The organism is Paraburkholderia sp. GAS42 (assembly GCF_050436565.1).
GTDB lineage: Bacteria > Pseudomonadota > Gammaproteobacteria > Burkholderiales > Burkholderiaceae > Paraburkholderia.
Genome location: NZ_JBNDML010000004.1, coordinates 190,255 through 211,150, shown reverse-complemented (window position 1 = coordinate 211,150; position 20,896 = coordinate 190,255). Strand labels below are relative to the sequence as shown.

Genomic DNA, 20,896 nt, shown 5'->3' with positions numbered 1-20,896 from the left:
TCAGTGAACTCCTGTGGCGCTCACGGCGCGGCTCGAGAAGCGAAGCTGCACCGCGTACAGCGACAACGTGACGAGCAGCAGCACGAACGCGGCCGCCCCCGCCAGCCCCCAGTTGAGCAACTGCTGGACAAGTTGGGCGATCAATTCGGCAAGCATCATGTATTCCGGGCCGCCCAACAGCGCGGGTGTGACGAAGTAGCCGAGCGCCATCACGAACACCATCAGCGCGCCGTTGGCAATGCCAGGCATCGCGAGCGGCACCAGCACCCGCCAGAATGCCTGCCAGCGGGTCGCGCCGCAGATTGCGGCGGCGCGCAGCGTGGTCGGATCGATCGCACGCAAGGTGGCATGCAACGGCATCACGAGAAACGGCAACATGATGTAGGTCATGCCGATTGTCACACCGGTGAGGTTGTTCACGAGCGTGAACGGCTCATGGATCACGCCGAGCCACATCAGCAGACGGTTGACCGGACCAGTCTGTTGCAGCAGCACCATCCATGCGAAAGTGCGCGCAAGCAGATTGGTCCACATTGACAGCAGCAGGATCGCGAACACCAGCTTGCCGATCCAGCGCGGCGCGATCGCGAGCAGCCACGCGGTCGGAAAACCGATCACAACCGTCACGACGGTCACCACCGAAGCGACGAAAAACGTATTGCCGAACACACGCAGATAGGTGCTCGAGCCGAATAGCTGCGCGTAGTTCTGAATGCCGGGCGTCGGCTCCAGCACGCTGCGCAGCAGCAGCGAGAGCACCGGCAACAGGAAAAACACGACCAGCAGCAACAGCGCCGGCGCGATCAGCCGGATTTTCCTGAGGCCGACGGTCATCTTCGGCGCCACGACCGGCGGTTCCGCGATAGTACTGACTGCATTCGACATGATGACTCCTTCGCTGGGTTTGTCCGGCCGCGCTTTACTTCGACTGCCACGCGTACCAGCGCTTCGCGATTTCATCGCGGTGATCGGCCCAGTACTTCATGTCGAGATTGATCTGCGTCGCTTTGTACTGATCCGGCTGGGTCTTCGCGACATCCGGCGGCAGGAGCGCGGCGGATTTCAGATTGACGGGCGCATAACCGGTTGCCGCCGCGAAATCCGCCTGGGCCTGCGCACCCGTCGCGCTGGCAAGGAACTTCATGGCCTCGGCTTTATGTTTCGTGCCCTTCGGCACGACCAGCATGTCGGCTGCGGTCAGGTTCTGATTCCACGATATGCCCACGTCCACACCGGTCTGCTGCAATGCATGCAGCCGACCGTTCCAGAACACGCCGATCGGCGCTTCGCCAGATGCCATCAATTGCTGCGACTGCGCGCCGCCGCTCCACCAGACGATCTGGCTCTTGATCGTGTCGAGCTTTTTGAAGGCGCGATCGAGATCGAGCGGATAGAGCTTGTCGGGCGCGACGCCGTCGGCGAGCAAAGCGACTTCGAGCACGCCGGGCGCAGACCACTTGTAGAACGTGCGCTTGCCGGGAAAGCGCTTCGTGTCGAACAGATCGGCGTAGTTCGCCGGCGCGCCGCTCTTGTACGCCGCCTTGTTGTAGCCGAGCACGAACGAATAGTAAAAGCTGCCCACAGCGCCCGCCGACATGAAGCGCGGGTCCAGTTGCGCCTTGTTCACCACCGAATAGTCGATCGGTTCGACGAGGCCGTCACGCAGCGCCGCATACGCGAAATCGCCTTCGACGTCGACCACGTCCCACTGCACGTTGCCGCTGTCGACCATGGCCTTGAGCTTGCCGTAATCGGTCGGGCCGTCCATCAGGACCTGAATGCCCGATGCCTGCGTGAACGGCTGCGTCCAGTCCTTCTGCTGAGCCGACTGCGTCGTCCCGCCCCAACTGGCGAATACGATCGGCGCGGGGGCCGCTGACACCGGCGCATGGATCAACACGGCCGATGCGGCGGCCACGGCGGTAACCACTGTGACGGCCACTGCGCGCGCCCGCGCGGGCATACGTAGCGCTTGCTTCATGACGACTGCTCCTTGAAAGGATACGGCTGGCTTCGAGAGGACGGTTTGCGAATGCGGTGCTTACTTCAGCGGCGAAAACGCGGCGGGCTTCATGATGTTGCTTTCCATCGTTTCCATCAGCGCCTGAATCTTCGGAATGAAAGCCTGCCATGCGGGATCTTCCGCGAGCCGTTGACGGCGCGCTTCGCGTTCGTCGAGACCCGGATATGCCCACATGTGGACGATCTGGTTCAGCGGCCCGATCTCCGAGAAGAAGTAGCCGACGAGTTCACCCAGATAGCGCTTCTGCAGTTCGATGCCCTCTTCCTCGACCAGCTTCAGATACGCGGGCACCGCGCCTGTTTTGATCTTGTACGTGCGGATTTCGTAGTACATGTCAGCCTCTTTAGCGCATGACGAACGGGTCGGCGATCGGGTCGTCCGACGTGCGGATCCAGACGGATTTGGTACGTGTGTAGTCGAGCACCGCATCGAGGCCGCCCTCGCGCCCGAGGCCGCTCAAGCCATATCCGCCGAACGGCACGATCGGCGACACGGCGCGATAGGTATTGACCCACACGATGCCTGCACGCAATTGCCGCGTAAGCCGATGCGCGCGCGTCAGATCGCGCGTGAACACGCCCGACGCAAGGCCATACTTCGTATCGTTGGCGAGCGCGAGCGCTTCGGCCTCGGTGTCGAAGGTCATGACGCTCAGCACTGGACCAAACAGCTCCTGCGCGACGCTTGGAACGGTGGATGACGGGCAATCGACGATGGTCGGTTCGAAGAAGAAGCCCTCGCCGCGTCCTTCTGGACGGCCGCCACCCGTCAGCAGCGTGGCGCCCGCTTCGAGACTGGCAGCGAGCACGGCTTCGATGTGATCGCGTTGCTTGCGCGTCGCGAGTGGTCCCATTTCGGTATCCACGTCCTGCGGATCGCCGATCCTGATCGCACGTGCTTTTTCGACGATCCGCGCGAGCAGCCGGTCACGGATGCCGCGTTGCACCAGCAGGCGCGAACCCGCCACGCAACTTTGCCCGCTCGCGGCGAAGATGCCTGCGATCACCGCGTTGCTGGCGCTGTCCACATTGGCGTCGTCGAAGACGAGCACCGGCGATTTGCCGCCCAGTTCCAGCGACGTCGCCGCGAGGTTCTCGGCGGAGTTGCGCACGATCTGACGCGCGGTGTCGGGGCCGCCCGTGAACGCGATCTTCGACACGAGCGGGTGACGCGTCAGCGCGCGGCCGCAGTCCACGCCGAAACCGGTCAGAATATTGACGACGCCCCGCGGAAAGCCCGCCTCATGCACGAGTCTGGCGAATGCGAGCAGCGGCGCGGGGCCTTCCTCAGACGCCTTCAGCACGATCGTGCAACCGGCGGCGAGCGCCGGTCCGATCTTCACGGCCGAGAGAAACAGCTGCGAATTCCACGGCACGATACCGGCGACCACACCCACCGGCTCGCGTCGCAGGAAAACGTCCATATCGGGTTTGTCGACGGGCAGGCAGGCGCCCTGGATCTTGTCGGCGACGCCCGCGTAATAGCGGTAGTACTCGGCGACGTAGCCGATCTGGCTGCGCGTCTCGCGAATGATCTTGCCCGTGTCCGCCGTTTCGAGTTGCGCGAGCTCCTGCGCATTCGCCGCGACGAGGTCAGCGAGCCTGTATAGCAGCTTGCCGCGCTGGCTAGCCGTCAGGCCCGCCCACTCCGGCGCGAACAACGCGCGGTCCGCGGCGTTCACCGCGCGGTCCACGTCCGCCGCGCTGGCCGCGGGCATCGTCGCCCATGCGGCGCCGGTCGCGGGATTCACGCTGTCGAAGGTGTCGGCCGCCTCGCTGAACTCACCGTCGATGTAATGCTGGAACGACTTCAACATAACTTCTGCTCCTGAGTGCAGAACGTCGATTCAGGGACGACCGGCAATCAGCCGTGCGCGGCGAAGGCGGGCATCACATCGGAGATGAAGCGTTCGAGCGAGCAGCGCTTGCGCTCGAAGCTCATGTTGCTGTCGACCCAGAAGCTGTATTGATCGAAACCGAGTTCCTCATACTGTTTGAGACGGTCGATCACGGTGCCCGGCTGGCCGATCACGAGATTCTTGCGAATCTGCTCCGGCGCGTATTGCGGGAACGACGCGATGTCGGCGTCGGTCAACGGCTCGATGAAGCCCTGCGTCGCCGGACGCTCGTTTTTGAACCACTTGCTGAAGTAGCAGTAGAAGCGCGACAGGTCTTCGACGGCCGTGTCGACTTCGGCGGCATCCGCGCCGACGAAGGTGTGCATCAGCATCATGATCTGCGGCCGCGGAACATCGGGGTTCGCCTTGCATGCTGCGTTAAAGCGTTCCATCAGACTGACGACTTCGCCGTCGCCCGCGGCTAGCGAGGTCACCTGCACATTGCAGCCGTTGCGCACCGCAAACTCATGCGAGTTCGGATCGCGCGCGGCCAGCCACATCGGCGGATGGGGCTGCTGGACAGGACGCGGTACCGGCGTGGTGGACGGCCACGACCAGAACTCGCCCTGATGCGCGTAATCGCCCTTGAACAACTGGCGCAACGCAGGAACCAGTTCACGCATTCTGGCGCCGGCGCCGAAAGCATCGAGTCCGGGCAACAGACGTTCATATTCGAACGAGTAGGCGCCGCGCGCAATGCCCAGGTCGAGCCGCCCGTTGCTCGCGACGTCGACCATGCCAGCCTCGCCCGCGAGGCGAATCGGATGCCAGAACGGCGCGATCACCGTGCCCGTGCCGAGGCGAATCCGCTCGGTGCGTGCGGCCAGATACGAAAGGTTGATGAAGGGATTGGGCGCGATCGTGAATTCCATCGCGTGATGCTCGCCGATCCAGGCGGTTTCAAAACCGCCCTTTTCCGCGATCTGGACGAGCTCGGTCAGTTCGTCGAAGAGTTGCCGGTGGGGCGTGGCAGCGTCGTAACGCTCCATATGAACAAACAACGAGAATTTCATGATCGACCTGTATGCAGAAAGCTGGGAGTCGGTCCTGCCGCGACCGGCGCTCATTGAAGGACGCCGTCGCTCCGTGTCGACCGCTGGGACGCCGCGGTTGGTATTACGGTATTCCACCCGAGCGCTCAGATCAAGCGTTTCAATATTATGGAATACCATAATATCTCGCGCTATCGCCACGGGGCGCCCCAAAGCGATGGTGCAGGCGTGGTCGGCGAAGAACAGTACTCGCCGAACCTGCTGCAGCGAGCGGCACGGGTCACGTTCAGGCAGGGGTGCGGCGTCGATTTCGTCTAGAGGGGATCAGGGTCCGGCGTCCGTCATCTCACGTGCGCTCAGACGCACCCAGGCGCCGCACCCATCCGGCCTCCCGCGGAGGCTGTTGCCCTGGAAAAAAATCCGTTGCTCGGGGCAAGCAGCTTCTCGCGTACGCTGGAACACGGCGAATGCGCGCAAGCGTTGCGCTGATCGCCGATATCTTTTCGGAAATGCGTGACGACGCGCTCAATCGAACTCATGCTCGAAACCCAGTTGGTCCCGTACTGCAACCGACGAGTCGCGGATGACCGCACCGACAACTTGCCGGATCGAGTCTGTACCTGAATGTCCGGTACCTGGTTGCGGATCCGACGTTCAAATGTCCACGTGAAAACGCAAGCCAATGGCGGCAGTTGGCCCGACTGCCGCCCCACGTGGAGACCTGTAGCCAACCAGCCTCTCTTGCACTACCGAACCCGCGATCGGCCGTCGCCATCTGTGCGAGTGACAGGTCCGCTCGCTTCATGAAGCTGGCGACGTACTTGATTCGCTTCGCCCAAACGTTTGTCCGTAAGGATCGGCAGATACGCGAACGTCGTGTCATCGCGAGTTGACACGTCTACTGCCGCAAAGGCGACAGATTGAATACGGACTACGGTACCGGGTACGGTGAACGCCCGCTCCCCACCTGACTGCCCTCCCCTCGGGCATCGATCAGCGTACGATCCAGACCATATTTCCTGAGCTTCTGATACAGCGTGCTCTTCGCTATACCCAGGTGCCGGGCCGCGGATGTCAGGTTCCCATGAGAGATGATGATCGCGTTGCGAATCGCACCATGCTCCGCCGTTTCCAACGTAACGCGACCGTCGCGCGAAACCGTCTCGTCACCGCCGGCGCTCACCTGCCCGTTGCTCAAACGCAGCTCCGGAGGCAGATCATCGAGCGTCAGCGTCTCTGCGCTTGCTGTGAGAAGCATGCTCTCGACCACGTTGTGAAGCTCCCTGACGTTCCCTGGCCATGAATACGCTTCGAGCGCCTCGATAACGCCGGCGTCAATCGTAGGGCTCGCGCTGCCTTGCCCGGTCGCGAACTGGCGGACAAGATGTTCGGCCAGGCGGCGAATGTCCCCCGGCCGGTCGCGCAACGGCGGAATACGGATACTCGTCACGGCGACGCGATAGAAGAAATCCATCCGGAAACGTCCTTCTGCGACCTCCTTTCTCAAGTCGCGATTGGTCGCCGCAACGAGCCGAAAGGTTACCTTCCTCGGAACGTTTTCACCGAGCCGATAGATTTCCCCCTGTTCGAGTACCCGCAGGAAATGCGGTTGCAGATCTACTGGCATTTCGCCGATTTCGTCGAGAAACAAGGTCCCGCCATTAGCCGCTTCGATCTTGCCAAGTGCGCCGCCTCGGCGTGCGCCAGTGAACGCGCCATCGCCATAGCCGAATAGTTCGCTCGCAAGCAATTCGCGGGACAGGCCACCACAATTGAGCGCAACGAAGGGACCATCGTTCGCCTGGCTTGCCTCGTGAATGCCCCTCGCGAACAGTTCCTTGCCCACTCCTGTCTCGCCTAGCAGCACGACCGGCGCGCGAGAACGGGCGATCTGACGAGCCCTGTCGACGGCGTCGAGCAGTGCTGAGGCCTGGCCCAGAATGCGCTCGAAACCAGCCGCCGCTTTGCCATCAGCGCGGCCATGTGATGTGCCGACAGACCTGCTCGCGGAGGCAGTGTGACGCGCGAACGGAATGATAAGCAAACTGCCGATGCGCCTGCCGTCGTCGATCACCGGCTCGATCCAGTCGGGCTGGATCCAGTGAGGCAGATCAGCTGGCGAGACGTGTGTGCTTGACGAGTCCGTAGCGAGTGCAAGGATGCGCCTCGGTCGGGTGAGAGAAAGATCGCCGCCGGCGGCCGCAATCGCAGCTTCGGCGTGTTCGTTGACCTTGATCGGATAGCCGCCGTGATCGAACACAACCGCGCCATCGGACGCGAGCTTCGCCATTCGGCTTACGCAGCGATCGAGTAGCCGGTAGCGAAGCTCCATGGTCCGCGCAGCCAGACGGCTTTCAATACGGCTGGCGGCTGTGACGACGAGTGCCAGGCTATGACGATTGTAGGATTCAGACAACCCGGACACATCGATGACGCCAATGATCGTGCCGTCGCGCGGATCGCGGATCGCGTTGGCCGAGCAGGTCCAGCGCTTGATGCCGACGCAGAAGTGCTCGGCAGAATGGATCTGCACAGGCTGGCCAACCTCGATCGCGGTGCCGATCGCATTGGTGCCGCAAATCATCTCGTTCCAGGAAGCGCCGGGCAGGAGCTGGATCCCGTGGGCCGACGCGATCGCGGCCGGGTCGCCTTCCAGGTTCAGGATGGTGCCGGCCGGTTCGGCAAGTGCCATGACCGTTTCGGTCTGTGCCAGAAAATCGCGGGCGTGCGCCATCACCGGCGCGCTTGCCTCAACCAGATCGCGATGATTCCGCTGCAACGTGTACAGCAGGTGCTCTTCAAGTGGCGGCGGCGCGTGACCCAACCTGGGATCGACCTGTCGCTCGACGCAGCGTTGCCACGATGTGTCAACGAGGTGCCGCACGACACTGTGCGGTGCTTCCCCGCCGTTCAGGAATCGCTCCCATGCAGCCATGATGACCGCTTCGTCGCCAGGGTTCGAGAACATCTGGGTGGCATCCGACATGCCCATACTTGTCTCCTTTTTCATATCGCCTTGTGCTGACGGTTGGGCGTGTCATGCGGCTTGCGCGGTCATCGCTGCCGCGCTGCAACATGTCAAACCCATTCGGCTCATGCAAGGTGAAGGGCAAGATCGATGCCATCGATTGAATGCCGCAGGAGAATGTTCAGTACGCCACCTGGCGTTCGATTTCCGGACGACCGACGGACAGGCACCGTTCGATTTTCGAACAGTGCCTGCGCGGCAGGGCGCTCATTCGGACAATTCTTTTTGCGCCGCATCAAACTGCGCCGCGCATGGAGCGGCGCGTGAACGCAGCCATGCCGCGCCGCCTTGTCAGGATATGTGTCCGTCCACGCGACTGCGCCACCCGGCAGGATGGCGCAGTCGCGTGCGGGACAACCGGGCGCAATAAAAGCCGCGTCCTCCCCTTTACGCTAGTCAGCGCGCTCGGGAACCGGCAACTGCAACCACTCCTTGTAGAACGCCTCGATATCCGGTTCGAAATCGTGAATCACCGGATACCACGGCGTCGGCGCTTCGACGTCGTGCATGGTTGCGCAACCTGGACAGTAATACTCGCGGTAGACCTGCCACTGTGTGTCGGGCGCCATGAGCTTCGGATAGACCTCGAGCATAGCCTCTTCGGTGTCGCGCACGTAGACATTGGCGTGCAATTTCCAGTTTTCCCGGTAATCGCAGAACTCATGGCCACAGTCGCACTTGATGACCCAGTGCTTGCTCTTCGCGGCCTGCACGATATGCAGGTGCGGCCCAAGCGGCAAGACGATCTTGTCGGGCCATGCGACCTTGCCCTGCAATACTTCGAGGTACTGGCTAAAGCGCTCGTGATCTTTCGGCATGGACAACATGCGCACGGTCGTATCCCAGTCGAGTCGTCCGTCGACCAGATTGCTGACCTGTTCTTTCGTGTAAGCAGACATTTCGATACTCCTTGATTCGCTTCGATATCGATACCGGTATGGATTACTCTTCGACCTGAACCACCGTGGTCACGTCGGGCAACAACGAAAGATCCATCCGGTATTTCGAGCCGTAGGACGGAACGTCCAGCTCTGCCTCGGTCATATTCCAGTCGGCAGGCAGGTCCCAGAACTTGCGGAAGTCGTTGAGGAATTTCTCCGACAACCCGAAGCTGGTCGCGAACATGTGACGCACTGGGCGCGACGCATGTTTGGTAAGGACGCGCTCGCGCTCTTCCTTCATCCATTCCCGCGTCGGCAACGAGCGCGCGAGCCGCTCCTTGCGGATTTCGCCGCGACGCTTCACGGTTTTTTTCGCATCGACCGTCCAGATACCCGTTGCGTCCTGCGACAACACCGCGCCGTAGACCTTCTCGGCAAACTCGGGGAGCAGAAAGCCGTTGTTGAGATCCTTCGCAATCGCTTCCGTCTCCCGATCGAGCGGGTCGCCAAAGCCCGGACCTCCGCGCAGGTAATTGAGGTACAGGTCGTGGTTTTCGTAGCAATCCTCGGTGGTCATGCATTGCTTGTCGCGTTTGACCCTGGAAGTCGCATCGATGTGCCGCTCGTAGTCCGGTGCGTCGGGATTCGTGTCGCCGCCGAGCGGCAGCGAGAGCCCTTGCGCGATGCGCTCTTTCAGACCCGTCTTGTGCGCTTCGAACCGGTAGCCGGTGGCAGACGGATAGCCGCCCATAAACCCCCAGTCGCTGTTCATGTAGCCATTGCCCATGAAGAACATGGTCCAGTCCTGGGCCTTCCAGACCATGCGCAGGGTTTCGAAACCACACCCGCCGCGGTATTTGCCGTAGCCGCCGGAATTGGCTTTGACGTTGCGCCCGAGATAGAGCAACGGCTCAGCCATCTCCCAGATCTCGATGTCGCCCATGTCGCCTTCCGGGTTCCAGATCGCCGCGGCGTGATTGAGGCCGTCCTTGATGGCGCCGGCGCCCGTGCCGCACGAGGAGGCCTCGAAGCTGTTGACCGCGTGCACCTCGCCGTCCTGGTTGATGCCGCCGCCTTGCAGCCAGTTCGACGTATTGGCGTTGCCCGCGTTGACTTCTTCCAGATAGCCACGGCTGAAATACGCCTGGCCGAGCCCCCGCCACATGGCGCTCCACCCCGACACCAGGAAGTGCCATGCATAGGCGTGACCGGTGCGGCGATCGTCCGGATTCATCCATGTGCCCTTGGGCAAGCGGAACTCGGTGCCGAAGTAGGCACCGTCGTTGATGCGCTGGGTCGGCACCAGGGTCTGGGTCATCATGACCCAGATACCGCTCGTGAATGCCACGTGGTGCGCGTTATAGGTGTGCCAGCCCCAGCGGCTCGCGCCTTCGAAATCCAGCCGCCACGTGGCGTCGGGGCGGATCGTCATTTCCACCGGCGAGTGCATGATGGTGTCGATCTTCGCGAAAGCCGAAGGCGTCTGGATATCTTCGTGGGCGTAGGGCACATCCACGAAGGCGACCTTGCGGTATTTGCCGGGCAGCGTCATCGCCTTGATGCGGCTTTGCAACCCGCGACGGCCCTCTTCGATGACCTCGTAGCTGAACTTCTCGTAGGCTTCCAGCCCCTCGGTGGCGATGATCTCCTCCACCATGTCGCGGATCATGTGGCAACCGGCGATCCGGGTGCGCTCGTCCAGGATCCAGTATTTCGGCGTGCGCACCGAACGCTGGCTTTCATGAAGCCAGTCGCGCAGCGGCTGGTCGTTCACGCCGGTCTTGCGGCAGGTGATCTGGTAGCCGTCGCCGAAGCGCTGGACCTGGCCCGTCGACATCGATCCCGGCGTTACCGCACCGGTGTCGATCACGTGGGTCACACCGCCCACCCAGCCGATCAGTTTGCCGGCCCAGAAGATCGGCACGATCGTCGCGATGTCGCAAGGGTGAACGTTGCCGATCGAGCAGTCGTTATTGGTGAACATGTCCCCCGGGTTAATGCCCGGGTTGTCCTCCCAATTGTTCTCGATCATGTACTTGATCGCGGCGCCCATCGTGCCGACGTGGATGATGATGCCGGTCGAAGTCAGCACGCAATCGCCGACCGCGTTGTACAGCGTGAAGCACAGTTCGCCCTCCTGCTCCACGATCGGCGACGCAGCGATCTTCTTCGCGGTTTCGCGAGCATGCACGAGTCCGCCGCGAATCTTGGAGAACAGCTTCTCGTAGCCGATCGGGTCCTTTTCGCGCAACTCGAGTCGCGCGAGCCCGTTGTAGTGGCCCGTCTTGCCAGTGCGCTCCATGATCTCGGCGCGGAACGCTTTCAGCGTCTTGCCGTTGGCGAGCAGCTCGGGTTGGCCGACTTCCTTCGATGACATGAGGTTCATTTTCGTCTCCTTACTTTACTTCTTGCAGATGGAACAGACGATGCTTGTCGAGCGTGGTTTCGAAACCATTGGGCACAACGAAGGTGGTGGACGCGGACTCGATGATGGCCGGCCCCACGATGTGGTTACCCGCCAGGAGCGACTCCATCTGCCAGATTTCGGCTTCGACCCACTTCTTGTGGCGATAGAACGGGCGCTTGCCCAGATACGCAGATTTGGGCGGTACGATGCCCGCCTCCGGGTCTTCCGGCAGCACAGGCTTCTGCGTGGCGACAAGACCGCGCATGATGGCACCGGTGGCGCTGAAGCCCAGTTCCGGTGAGCGGGCAGAACTCGCGTACACCCTCGAGTAGGTTTCCTCAAACGCGTCGGTGATCTTCTTCCAGTCCGCTGCGGTGGTTGCGGCGTTGATCGGCGCGGTGATCTCCAGATCGTTCAGTTGTCCCATGTACTGCATCCGGTAGCCGGGCAACAGCGTGATGTCTTCCAGCTTGAAGCCGTTGATGACGAACTCCTCGACGACCTTGTCGGCCAGTTCCTTCCACGCGTCCTGAATCACCGAGCAGGCCGCCGCTTTCTGTTCATCGGGGGCGTCCGGCGCGACCGCGATATCCACGCTCTTGTCGTAGCGGTACTCAAAATCGGCGCATGCGCAACCGAACGCAGAAAACCCGGCTGCCCACGCGGGGACGATCACGTCCTTGAAACCGAGGCCTTCCGTATATCCGTAGGTATGCACCGGCCCTGCCCCGCCATACGAGAAGCACACGAAGTCGGTAGGGTTGTAGCCCTTCGCGCTGATGTTGGCACGCAGATACTCGTGCAGGCTGAGATCGAGCAGTTCGATCACGCCCGCTGCGGCGTCTTCCACGGAGAGGCCAAGCGGATCGGCGATCTGGGCCTTGATGTGTTGCCGCGCGCGTTCGACGTCGAGCTTGATGGCCCCGCCGAGGAAGTTAAGGGGGTTGAGATAGCCCAGCACCACATGGCAGTCGGACACCGACACCGTATCGAGTCCGCTTTCCGGCCAGCATGTGCCGACGCGATAGCCCGCGCTGTCGGGCCCGAGTTTGATGGAACCGCTGTAGGGATCAAGCCGCACAAAGCTACCCGCTCCCGCGCCCACCGAATCCATCGCCACCAACGGCAGCGACAGCACGAGACGCGCCATGTCCGGATCGGAGGCGATCGCAAAGTTGCCCTTGGTTATCAGCGCCATGTCGAAACTGGTGCCGCCGATATCGCTGCATGCGATGTTCTCGTAGCCCAGTTTTTCGCCAAGCAGGCGCGAGCCGATCACGCCGCCGATCGGACCGGAGACGATCGTGCGGGCGAGCTCCTTGGCCTTCCAGCTGATCGTCCCGCCGTGCGTGGCCATCACGCGCAGGTCGAACTTCGCGCCGTGCTTCCTGAAACGATCACTGACCTTCTTCAGTGTCTGACGGGACGGCTCAGCCGCGTAGGCTTCGAGAATGGTGGTGTTCGTGCGGTGGCTTTCCTTGCGCGACGGGTAGTAGTCGACTGATGCGAAGACCGGGATGTCCACGCCGATTTTCTTCAGTTCGTCGAGACAGACATCGCGAGCGCGCTTTTCACTCGACTCGTTCTTGTGGGACTGAAGGAGGCAAATGGCAATCGCCTTCGATCCGGCGTTCACGAGTTCCCGCGTCGCCTTGCGTACTTCGTCTTCGCGCAAGGGAATCACGATTTCACCCTGAACATCGGTGCGTTCCGTCACACCGCGGGTGCGCGTAAGCGGGACCAGCGGTTCGTCGTAGCGGTGGGTGTTGAGGTGGATGCGCTCTTCCAGCGCGTAGCCGAGATAACTCTGAATGGCCCGCCCCATCGAGTGAATCTGTTCGAAGCCTCGATTGCAGATGAGTCCGGCATCGAGGCCTTTGCGCTGAACCACGCGATTGAGCATCGCCGTACCGGAATAGACGCAGGTCACCAGTTCAGGGTAGACCTCGTCCACTTCGCGGGCCCACTGCGTCAGCGCGTCTTTTGACGATTCCAGAATGGCCAGTGACTCATCCGCGGGATTGCTTTGGGCTTTGCCGACCACGAAGCGGCCATCCGAACGCACGAAGAAGGTATCGGTCATCGTGCCGCCGGCATCGATGCCCAGTACCTGGACGTGTGAAAGTTGCTGTTCCATTAGTGTCTCCAGCTCTCCTTGATTGAACATCGCCTCAACGGGAGGCGCGATGCGAAGCGAGCATTGCGATTCGCTTCGGAGGAGATAATTGCAAGGGGTGTGCCACTGGACGGCCGAATCCACACGTAATCGCCAGGCCCCTGACTGGCGTGGCTCTTCAGGGCGTCTGCTGATGGACTGGAAATGGACGACGCGTTCGTGCAGCGTCCGATTCCCAGACGGTCGGCCGTTTGGAGAGCGGATTTCGAACGCAGGTCTGAAGGGGTGAGCGAAGCGCAGGAGGATCTGCGTGAATGCGTGTTACCGCGGCCGCGGCAGCGGTGGACCGCGAGGTTCGGTGGCGCATCGCCACAGCCAGCTCAAGCGGGGGATTCAGCGCAGCGGCGTCGAGATCCCCTCTCGCAGTCGACGACGCTCAATGTCGCCGGGTGATCTGCCGGGTGGTTCCGAGGTCCTGCGTCAGCGCGTACTTCCTGATCTTCTGATACAGCGTGCTTTTTGCTATGCCTAGCTGGGCAGCTACCTGGGTCAGGTTGCCCCGGCTTTGCTGGATTGCAACGCGGATCGACTCGGCTTCTGCCATTTCCAGCGAGCGGACCTTCTGGAGCGCAAGCGAGGATTGCGCGGAGGGCGCCTTATCTCGCGCGCCAGCCGGAACGGCTGACGCGCCGATTTCGGGCGGCAAGTGGTCTACCGTAATGATCCCGTCCCCGGCCATAAGCACCGCGCCCTCGATCGCGTTGCGCAACTCGCGTACGTTGCCGGGCCATGCATAGTTCAGCAGACATTCGTACGCGACATCGTCGAAGACGACATGGGCAACGTCGTAGCGTTGACGCGAGACGCGCACCCAATGCGTGATCATGTCGGGCAAGTCCGCCTTGCGTTCACGCAGGGGTGGTATCGAGATGTTCGTGACAGCCAGCCGGTAATACAAATCCATGCGGAATTTGCCATCGGCCACGTCGGCACGCAGGTCTCGATGCGTGGCAGCGATCAGGCGGAAGTTGACCTTACGAGGCGTGTTCTCGCCCAACCGATAGATCTCCCCTTCCTCCAGTACGCGCAGCAAATGCGGCTGGATGTCGAGCGGCATTTCGCCGATTTCGTCGAGGAACAGCGTGCCGTGACTGGCCGCTTCGATTTTCCCCGTCATGCCGGATTTGCGCGCGCCAGTGAATGCTCCTTCCGCATAACCGAACAGCTCACTGGTCAACAGGTCGCGGGACAAGCCGCCACAATTCAGGGCGACAAAGGGGCCGTCAGCCCTCGCGCTCGCCTGATGGATGCCTTGCGCAAACAACTCCTTGCCGACGCCCGTCTCGCCGACAAGCAGCACCGCGACCGTGGCTTTGGCAAGCTGCTGCGCTTTCTGGACAGCCGCAAGCAGTGCGGGACTCGTGCCGACGATACGGGAGAACGCCAGCGTGGGCGCGGCTTCAGCGGTCGGCACCGCGTCAGGCAGCACAGCGGCGCGCCGGCTAGCAGCCGGGGCGATCAGTATGAAGCCGAGTGTATCGCCGTCTTCCTTGACTCGCTCGATTCGTGCGACGCGCAGCCACGCCGGTGATTGCGGCGACATGGCGCCATCGGCAATCTTCGCGATGTCGGGGATGGGAAAAGCGCCTTCCAGTGCGCCTGACAGACCGAGACGAGCAAATGCGGCTGGCGCCTGCGGGTTGGCTTTGACAAGCCGTCCGCACTCGTCCACCACCACGACGCCATCCGCACGCCCGGAACAATAGGCCATGCACCGCTCCATCAGGCGCAGGCGTCGCTCCATGGCGAACCTGGCGAGCCGGCTCTCGATACGCCCTGCCATTGAGACGATGAACGCCAGACTATGCTGGCTGTAGGTTTGCGCCAGCCCCGAGACGTCCAGCACGCCGAGCACCCGGCCATCCAGCGGATCGCGGACCACCGTGGCGGAGCAGGTCCACTGCTTGATGCCGGCGCAGAAATGCTCGGAACCATGGATCTGCACCGGTTGCTGCAAAGCGAGGGCCGTGCCGATCGCATTGGTGCCGCAACTGAGTTCTGTCCAGTTGCAACCGGGTATCAAGCGGACTTCGCCTGCCGGCTCAACGATGCGCGTATCGCCAGCCAGGTCGAGGATCATGCCGTCGGGATCGGCGAGCAGCAGGATGGTTCCCGTCTGCGAAAGGAACTCGCGTGTCTGCTGGATAAGCGGCACGCTGGCATGCATCAGGCGGTCGTTCCTGGCTCGCAGGTCGAACAGACGCCCTTCTTCCAGAGGCGGAGGCGCAGAAGTCGTACCGGGGTCCACGCTTGCGTCCAGGCAGCGGCGCCAGGAATCGTCTACCACCCCACGCAGGGCACCATCGGCTGACTTGTCACCTTGAATCAAACGTTCCCACGCCGCCATGACACTAGCGTCGCGATCCGGACTGGAGAACCAGTCCATTGGCGTACCTGTCTCTTTCATGCCGTCTCCGTATGAGCATGACTATCTCGCCTGACCAGCGGGCTCACCCTGCCTCATGGTGTTTTTCTTTTTTTGGTCGTGAAGCGCGATTGGCCCGGTTGATATCCCGACGCCTCCGGTGCACGGCGGTGAGCGCTGGGACGGCCTCGATGGCTCGAGCGTAGTGTTTTCGAACGCTTCGCTGTCCGATGCAGACCGATGCGCTATCGGAGCCGTCGGTCAGGCCATTCCTGAAGCCGTGGCTGCGCTCATCAGCGCTCTGTCACGACGCAGTCGCCATGCAGACACGGGCCTCCGTCCAAATTCTATCCCTGAAATACAGGACCGTCCGGAAATCGAACGATTTGTGCAACTGGCGCCCGTTTGAGCGGCAGCCTTACAGAACAAATATGCATCGAATCAATAACTTACTAACGAATCGGAGATGCTGGCATAGCCCATGCGATTAACTGGGCGGAGGCGGGCCGCAATGGTCGTTTCCGGGTTCGGTCCGGTAGCCGAAGCAGCGGTTGACGGAGCACTTGACGACAATCAGGTTGAAGGAGAAGGCGATGAACACCGGTCAGATGTCCTTGCGTTTGCTGGTCGACAAATGGTTGGCGCCGACCCCGGCGATGCCTGTTCGTGTCACACGCTTCAGCCGCACGAGCTCGAACCACAGACGCTATGTACGCGTCGAGGCATTGCGTCCGACCGGCTTGCTGGCCATTCTTTTCTTCAGGCACGACGACGGCTCGTGGTGTGTATTCCCGCCCAGCATCGAAAGTGAACGGCCAGCCATGAGGTTGTATTAGTCTGGATAACGAACTGATCCATCGCATTCCCAAGGCAAGGCTCCCACAAGGCCGCGCCCTGGGGGAGCCACGCTTGCCGTTCTTCCACTTGGTCAGCACGCTGTAACGCTGTCAACGCAGCGCTGAAAGCCTTAAGCCTGGGAATCTTTTGTGTCGCAACGGCGCAAAAGGGCTGACACCTGGGGCCGCGCCGGAATAGCCGCTCTTCCGACTGCCATTTCGTTGACGACGCGGTCCTTTCGGTCGAGCAAGCGGCCGCGTATCCCTGCCCACCCAGGAATTCAAGAAAAACATTTACATAGATCAAAAATCGAAATATCGAGATTTTCTGGTAACCCCACAATAGTCCGAGAAAATTATTTTCTCGAATTAAACAGAACTCATCCTTTAGACAGTCAAATTTAATATGACGCAACAAATCCGACTTTAGAAAAACTAAACACGAGACTCAAATCAAATCGTTTGTGCGCCAACACCGCCGACGCTACTCTGCCCTGCAATGATCTTCGGCAAACATCGCGCTTTGAAGCTGATTTTGCCACCCCCTTCATTTCATGTATTCGACAGAGGAAATTCAGAATGAGTTTGGCGCACATCGAATCTCGACCAGGCAAGATATCCGAAGTTCAGCTCGGAGAATCCGATATTTCGATCGAGCAATTCATTGCCGTAGCCCGACATGGCGCACAGATAAAGTTTTCCCCTGTCTATCGCGAGCGCGTGTTGAATTCGCGCCGCCTGGTCGATCTTTTTCTGAGCGAGAACCGGCTTGTCTATGGCGTGACGTCTGGCTTTGGCGCAAATTCGACACGCGTCATCAGCCCGGACGACGCCGAGCAGCTTCAGCGAAATATCGTGCGCTCCCATGCCGTCTCGGTCGGCGAACCGCTGCCTCGTGAAGTTGTCCGAGCCACGCTCCTGATGATGCTGATCAGCCTCGGCAAGGGTTATTCCGGCGTAAGCCTCGAATTGCTGCAGCAAATCGCCGGGCTGCTGAACAACGACATCACGCCGTTCGCGCCGGGCGACGGATCGGTCGGTTATCTCGCGCCCGAGGCACATATGGCGCTCGTGCTGATCGGCGAAGGAGAAGCTTTCTGCCGCGGTGAACGCATGAGTGGCGCCCAAGCATTGGAGCGAGCGGGGCTGAAGCCGCACTCGCTGCGCTGCAAGGAGGGGCTTTCGCTCACCAACGGCACCACGTCAGTGACCGCGATCGGGATGCTGGCGCTTTACAACGCCATCGAACTTTCGAAAGTTGCGGACATTGCCGCATCGATGTCCCTGCAACCGCTCAAGGCCACCACGCGCTCGCTGGATGCCCGATATCACTCCGTCAAGAAACATGTCGATCAGAGGAACACGGCCGACAACATCCGGCGGCTGCTGGCCGGAAGTGCGCTATGCGATCGCTTTGCCGATTACCGACTGCAAGACGCCTACAGCCTTCGCGGCATTGCTCAGGTACATGGGGCGTCCAGGCGGGCGATCAAGGACGCGTACGACGCCATTCTCGATGAAGTGGGGTCGTGCGGCGACAACCCTGTCATCCATCCCGACGGCGAGGATGGTACCGCGATATCCGGTGCCAACTTCGACGGTACGTTCGTCGGCATCGCGTGCGATCTCCTCTGCATCGCCATGACCACGCTCGCGAAGATCTCGGAGCGCAGGACGGACCGCCTCGTTAACCCGTACTTCAGCGAACTGCCCGCGTTCCTCGCGAAGGATCCCGGGCTGAACAGCGGTTACATGATCATTCAGTACACGGCGGCTGGATTGCTGGGCGAGATGCGCACGCTCGCTCAACCAGCAAGCGTCGACAGCGTGCCGACGAGCGGCAACCAGGAAGACCCCGTGAGCTTCGCCTATCACGCGGCACGGAAAGCCTACGCAACTTCGCAGAAGTTGCAGCACGTGCTGGCAATCGAGCTGCTCACCGCCGCCCAGGCGCTGGACTTCTTCGATCCGGCCGACGCATCACCGGCAACCGCGGCGGTGTATGCGCGAATTCGACAGGTTGCCCCGACTGCAGAAGGCGATCGGTTTTTCTATCCGGACATGATGGGAGTCCACCGGCTCGTCGAACAGGGCGACTTGCTGAGCATCGTGGAAAACATCGCCGGCACATTGCACAGCTGAAGCCGGTAGCGCGCGCAATCCCGCGGAGCGTGACGATCCGGGTATTTCCAATCCAGGCACGACCTTGATTCGGCACTATGGAGGTGTAATGTGAATACGATTTCCACAAAAATCCTGAAGGCTTCTCTCGTCACCTTTCTCGGCGCGCTGGTACTGGCAGGAAACGGCGCTCAAGCAAAGGAATGGAAGACCGTGAAGGTTGCCCTGGAAGGCAGTTATGCTCCGTGGAATCTGACCTTGCCGAACGGAAAAATCTCGGGATTCGAACCGGAATTAATCGACAATCTGTGCAAGCGGGTCAACCTGCAATGCGAAACAGTCGCCCAGGACTTTGACGGCCTCATTACCGGCCTGCAGGCCGGCAAATTCGATGTTGTGATGGATGCCCTTGCAATCACACCAGAACGTCAACAGGTCATTGCCTTCTCCAGGCCCTACGCTGCAACGCCGGCCGCATTTGCGGCGGTAGACGGGCATGGATTGGCGAACACGACAGGAACAATCTCTTTCCTCAAGCTGACTGGCGACCCCAAAATCGACGGACCCATGATCGCCCCGCTGCGCGATCAACTGAGAGGGAAATCGATCGGCATTCAATCCGGCACGGTGTACACCAGGTTCATCACAGACAACTTCAAGGACATCACTTCCGTACGCCTCTACAAGACCTCGGCCGAACGTGACCTCGACCTGGTCAACGGACGCGTCGACATAGCCTTCGACGACGTAACCTACTACGCCGGGATCGCCGACAACAAGGAGACCGCCCGAATCCGGATCGCCGGACCAATGATCGGTGGTGCGGTTTGGGGGCCGGGAGAAGGTCTTGGGTTTCGCAAACAGGATACGGATCTGAAAGCAAAATTTGATGCAGCCATCACGGCAGCACTTGCAGACGGGACCGTGAAGCGGTTGTCGGAAAAGTGGTTCAAAACCGACGTGCAACCGTAATCGTGCGGCATTGCAGGAAGCCGTTGCGCGTCGAGGCGGAGATCAGTCTTTGCTAGACTGGCTTCACGATGGCATTTGCCAGGTCAACGACATGAACCGCCTTCCTCCTCTTCGAGCCTTGCAGATATTCGATGCCGTCATTCGTTACGGGGGCGTCGTGGCCGCCGCGGAAGCGCTTCACGTGACGCCCGGTGCGATTAGTCAGCAGATTCGCGTCCTTGAAGACTTTCTCGGGGTCGCGCTTTTCGAGCGGGAAAACACGGGCCTGCGACCGACCCCGCTCTGCGAGCTGTACCACTCGCACATCTCCCGGGGATTCGAGTGCTTTCATAGCGCCCAGGCGGCGCTCAAGGCGCAGACGGGCCGCCGACTCACCCTGATGACATTTCCGTCAGTCGCGACCCATTGGCTTGCCTCCAGATTGGATACGTGGCACACCATCTGCCCTCACGTGCAGGTCCATGTCGAGGTCGTCGACCACGAAACCAGTATCGGCGCGAGAAGTGCCGACGTCCGGCTAACGTATGGCGCACTACCGAATGACGGAACGCCCTATCACGTCGTCTTTACGGACAGGGTTGCACCCGTGTTTGCACCCTCGCTGTTGCAGGCGGAAAAACCAGTCTCGCAACCGGCGGATATCTTGCGCTACCCGCTGATTCACGTCGAGTGGGGATGGGCAAACTTGTCACCACCAACGTGGGGACACTGGTTGCATGCGGTTGGCGTGCCTCTACCCGAGGTGTTGGCGCCACTCACTTACTCCGTTTCCGGCATGGCAATCGATGCGGCAATTCGGGGAAGAGGCATTTCGTTGGGACAGGGCTTTTTTGCCATTGATAGCATCAAGCGACACGAACTTGTCGCGCCGTTCAAGGTCGCCCTACCCATGCCGTTCCCATACTTCATTTGCTGGAAGCGAACTGCGGCAGACTCCCCTGCAACCAGGCAATTTCTCGACTGGCTAATTGAGGAAGCCGAGCAGACGGGACGCGACATAAAAGCCATGTTTGGCGACTGAGGCGCGCAAGTCATCGGCCTTTGCGGTCATCCGCACCCCACCAGATTCCATGCTCAACGAACGGCTGCTTACGCGCGAAGCCTGGGACCGGAGTCGACCCCATGCCGTCATTCAGGTCGACGCGACGGCAACGGCCGTTCTCCAGGCTTTCTGAAGAAGGGTTAACCCCCTAATTCG

The 20,896-nt window shown here is 61.0% G+C and carries 14 protein-coding genes; 4 read left to right on the top strand and 10 right to left on the bottom strand.

Annotation, left to right across the window (positions count from 1 at the left end):
- From P3T16_RS08290 to P3T16_RS08245, 10 genes are all read right to left on the bottom strand, one after another.
- Window positions 1–834, bottom strand: coding sequence for an ABC transporter permease (locus P3T16_RS08290; RefSeq protein WP_429342052.1), 834 nt, complete (start codon window positions 832–834; stop codon window positions 1–3).
- A gap of 85 nt (window positions 835–919) precedes the next feature.
- Entirely contained in the window at window positions 920–1,963 is a 1,044-nt protein-coding gene (locus tag P3T16_RS08285) for an ABC transporter substrate-binding protein (protein ID WP_429314817.1), read from the bottom strand.
- A gap of 78 nt (window positions 1,964–2,041) precedes the next feature.
- Window positions 2,042–2,356 (bottom strand): NIPSNAP family protein, encoded by a 315-nt coding sequence (locus tag P3T16_RS08280; protein ID WP_429255978.1) that lies wholly within the window; start codon window positions 2,354–2,356, stop codon window positions 2,042–2,044.
- A gap of 10 nt (window positions 2,357–2,366) precedes the next feature.
- Window positions 2,367–3,839 carry an aldehyde dehydrogenase gene (locus P3T16_RS08275; protein ID WP_429341858.1) on the bottom strand — a complete coding sequence of 491 codons (1,473 nt, stop codon included), beginning with the start codon at window positions 3,837–3,839 and terminating at the stop codon, window positions 2,367–2,369.
- Window positions 3,840–3,886: 47 nt separating this feature from the next.
- Window positions 3,887–4,933, bottom strand: coding sequence for an LLM class flavin-dependent oxidoreductase (locus P3T16_RS08270; protein ID WP_429341857.1), 1,047 nt, complete (start codon window positions 4,931–4,933; stop codon window positions 3,887–3,889).
- A 910-nt stretch (window positions 4,934–5,843) separates the two neighbouring features.
- The gene (locus P3T16_RS08265; protein ID WP_429342051.1) at window positions 5,844–7,847 is read right to left on the bottom strand and encodes a sigma-54-dependent Fis family transcriptional regulator; all 2,004 of its coding nucleotides are present in this window, start codon (window positions 7,845–7,847) and stop codon (window positions 5,844–5,846) included.
- Between the two features lie 485 nt (window positions 7,848–8,332).
- Complete coding sequence (locus P3T16_RS08260) at window positions 8,333–8,839, bottom strand: acetone carboxylase subunit gamma (RefSeq protein ID WP_429341856.1); 507 nt, start codon at window positions 8,837–8,839, stop codon at window positions 8,333–8,335.
- Window positions 8,840–8,882: 43 nt separating this feature from the next.
- Window positions 8,883–11,207: a hydantoinase B/oxoprolinase family protein gene (locus tag P3T16_RS08255; protein ID WP_429255983.1), complete on the bottom strand. Its 2,325-nt coding sequence runs from the start codon at window positions 11,205–11,207 to the stop codon at window positions 8,883–8,885.
- A gap of 10 nt (window positions 11,208–11,217) precedes the next feature.
- The gene (locus P3T16_RS08250) at window positions 11,218–13,365 is read right to left on the bottom strand and encodes a hydantoinase/oxoprolinase family protein (RefSeq protein WP_429255984.1); all 2,148 of its coding nucleotides are present in this window, start codon (window positions 13,363–13,365) and stop codon (window positions 11,218–11,220) included.
- Window positions 13,366–13,780: 415 nt separating this feature from the next.
- Window positions 13,781–15,811 carry a sigma-54-dependent Fis family transcriptional regulator gene (locus tag P3T16_RS08245; RefSeq protein WP_429341855.1) on the bottom strand — a complete coding sequence of 677 codons (2,031 nt, stop codon included), beginning with the start codon at window positions 15,809–15,811 and terminating at the stop codon, window positions 13,781–13,783.
- 551 nt (window positions 15,812–16,362) lie between these two features.
- Between P3T16_RS08245 and P3T16_RS08240 the strand changes: the two genes are divergently transcribed.
- From P3T16_RS08240 to P3T16_RS08225, 4 genes are all read left to right on the top strand, one after another.
- The gene (locus tag P3T16_RS08240) at window positions 16,363–16,605 is read left to right on the top strand and encodes a hypothetical protein (RefSeq protein ID WP_429255986.1); all 243 of its coding nucleotides are present in this window, start codon (window positions 16,363–16,365) and stop codon (window positions 16,603–16,605) included.
- Window positions 16,606–17,190: 585 nt separating this feature from the next.
- A complete protein-coding gene (hutH, locus tag P3T16_RS08235) occupies window positions 17,191–18,747 on the top strand; it encodes a histidine ammonia-lyase (protein ID WP_429341854.1) in 1,557 nt (518 codons plus the stop codon).
- Between the two features lie 114 nt (window positions 18,748–18,861).
- Window positions 18,862–19,698 (top strand): transporter substrate-binding domain-containing protein, encoded by an 837-nt coding sequence (locus P3T16_RS08230; RefSeq protein WP_429342050.1) that lies wholly within the window; start codon window positions 18,862–18,864, stop codon window positions 19,696–19,698.
- Window positions 19,699–19,789: 91 nt separating this feature from the next.
- Entirely contained in the window at window positions 19,790–20,719 is a 930-nt protein-coding gene (locus P3T16_RS08225) for a LysR substrate-binding domain-containing protein (protein WP_429255989.1), read from the top strand.
- Window positions 20,720–20,896: the final 177 nt, after the last annotated feature.

Bases quoted from the DNA above. Each gene is read 5' to 3' on its own strand.
- P3T16_RS08225 (WP_429255989.1), top strand. From the start codon at position 19,790: ATGAACCGCCTTCCTCCTCTTCGAGCCTTGCAGATATTCGATGCCGTC.
- P3T16_RS08240 (WP_429255986.1), top strand. From the start codon at position 16,363: ATGAACACCGGTCAGATGTCCTTGCGTTTGCTGGTCGACAAATGGTTG.
- P3T16_RS08270 (WP_429341857.1), bottom strand. From the start codon at position 4,933: ATGAAATTCTCGTTGTTTGTTCATATGGAGCGTTACGACGCTGCCACG.
- P3T16_RS08290 (WP_429342052.1), bottom strand. From the start codon at position 834: ATGACCGTCGGCCTCAGGAAAATCCGGCTGATCGCGCCGGCGCTGTTG.
- P3T16_RS08245 (WP_429341855.1), bottom strand. From the start codon at position 15,811: ATGAAAGAGACAGGTACGCCAATGGACTGGTTCTCCAGTCCGGATCGC.
- P3T16_RS08255 (WP_429255983.1), bottom strand. From the start codon at position 11,207: ATGAACCTCATGTCATCGAAGGAAGTCGGCCAACCCGAGCTGCTCGCC.
- P3T16_RS08250 (WP_429255984.1), bottom strand. From the start codon at position 13,365: ATGGAACAGCAACTTTCACACGTCCAGGTACTGGGCATCGATGCCGGC.
- P3T16_RS08280 (WP_429255978.1), bottom strand. From the start codon at position 2,356: ATGTACTACGAAATCCGCACGTACAAGATCAAAACAGGCGCGGTGCCC.
- P3T16_RS08275 (WP_429341858.1), bottom strand. From the start codon at position 3,839: ATGTTGAAGTCGTTCCAGCATTACATCGACGGTGAGTTCAGCGAGGCG.
- P3T16_RS08265 (WP_429342051.1), bottom strand. From the start codon at position 7,847: ATGGCTGCATGGGAGCGATTCCTGAACGGCGGGGAAGCACCGCACAGT.
- P3T16_RS08285 (WP_429314817.1), bottom strand. From the start codon at position 1,963: ATGCCCGCGCGGGCGCGCGCAGTGGCCGTCACAGTGGTTACCGCCGTG.
- P3T16_RS08260 (WP_429341856.1), bottom strand. From the start codon at position 8,839: ATGTCTGCTTACACGAAAGAACAGGTCAGCAATCTGGTCGACGGACGA.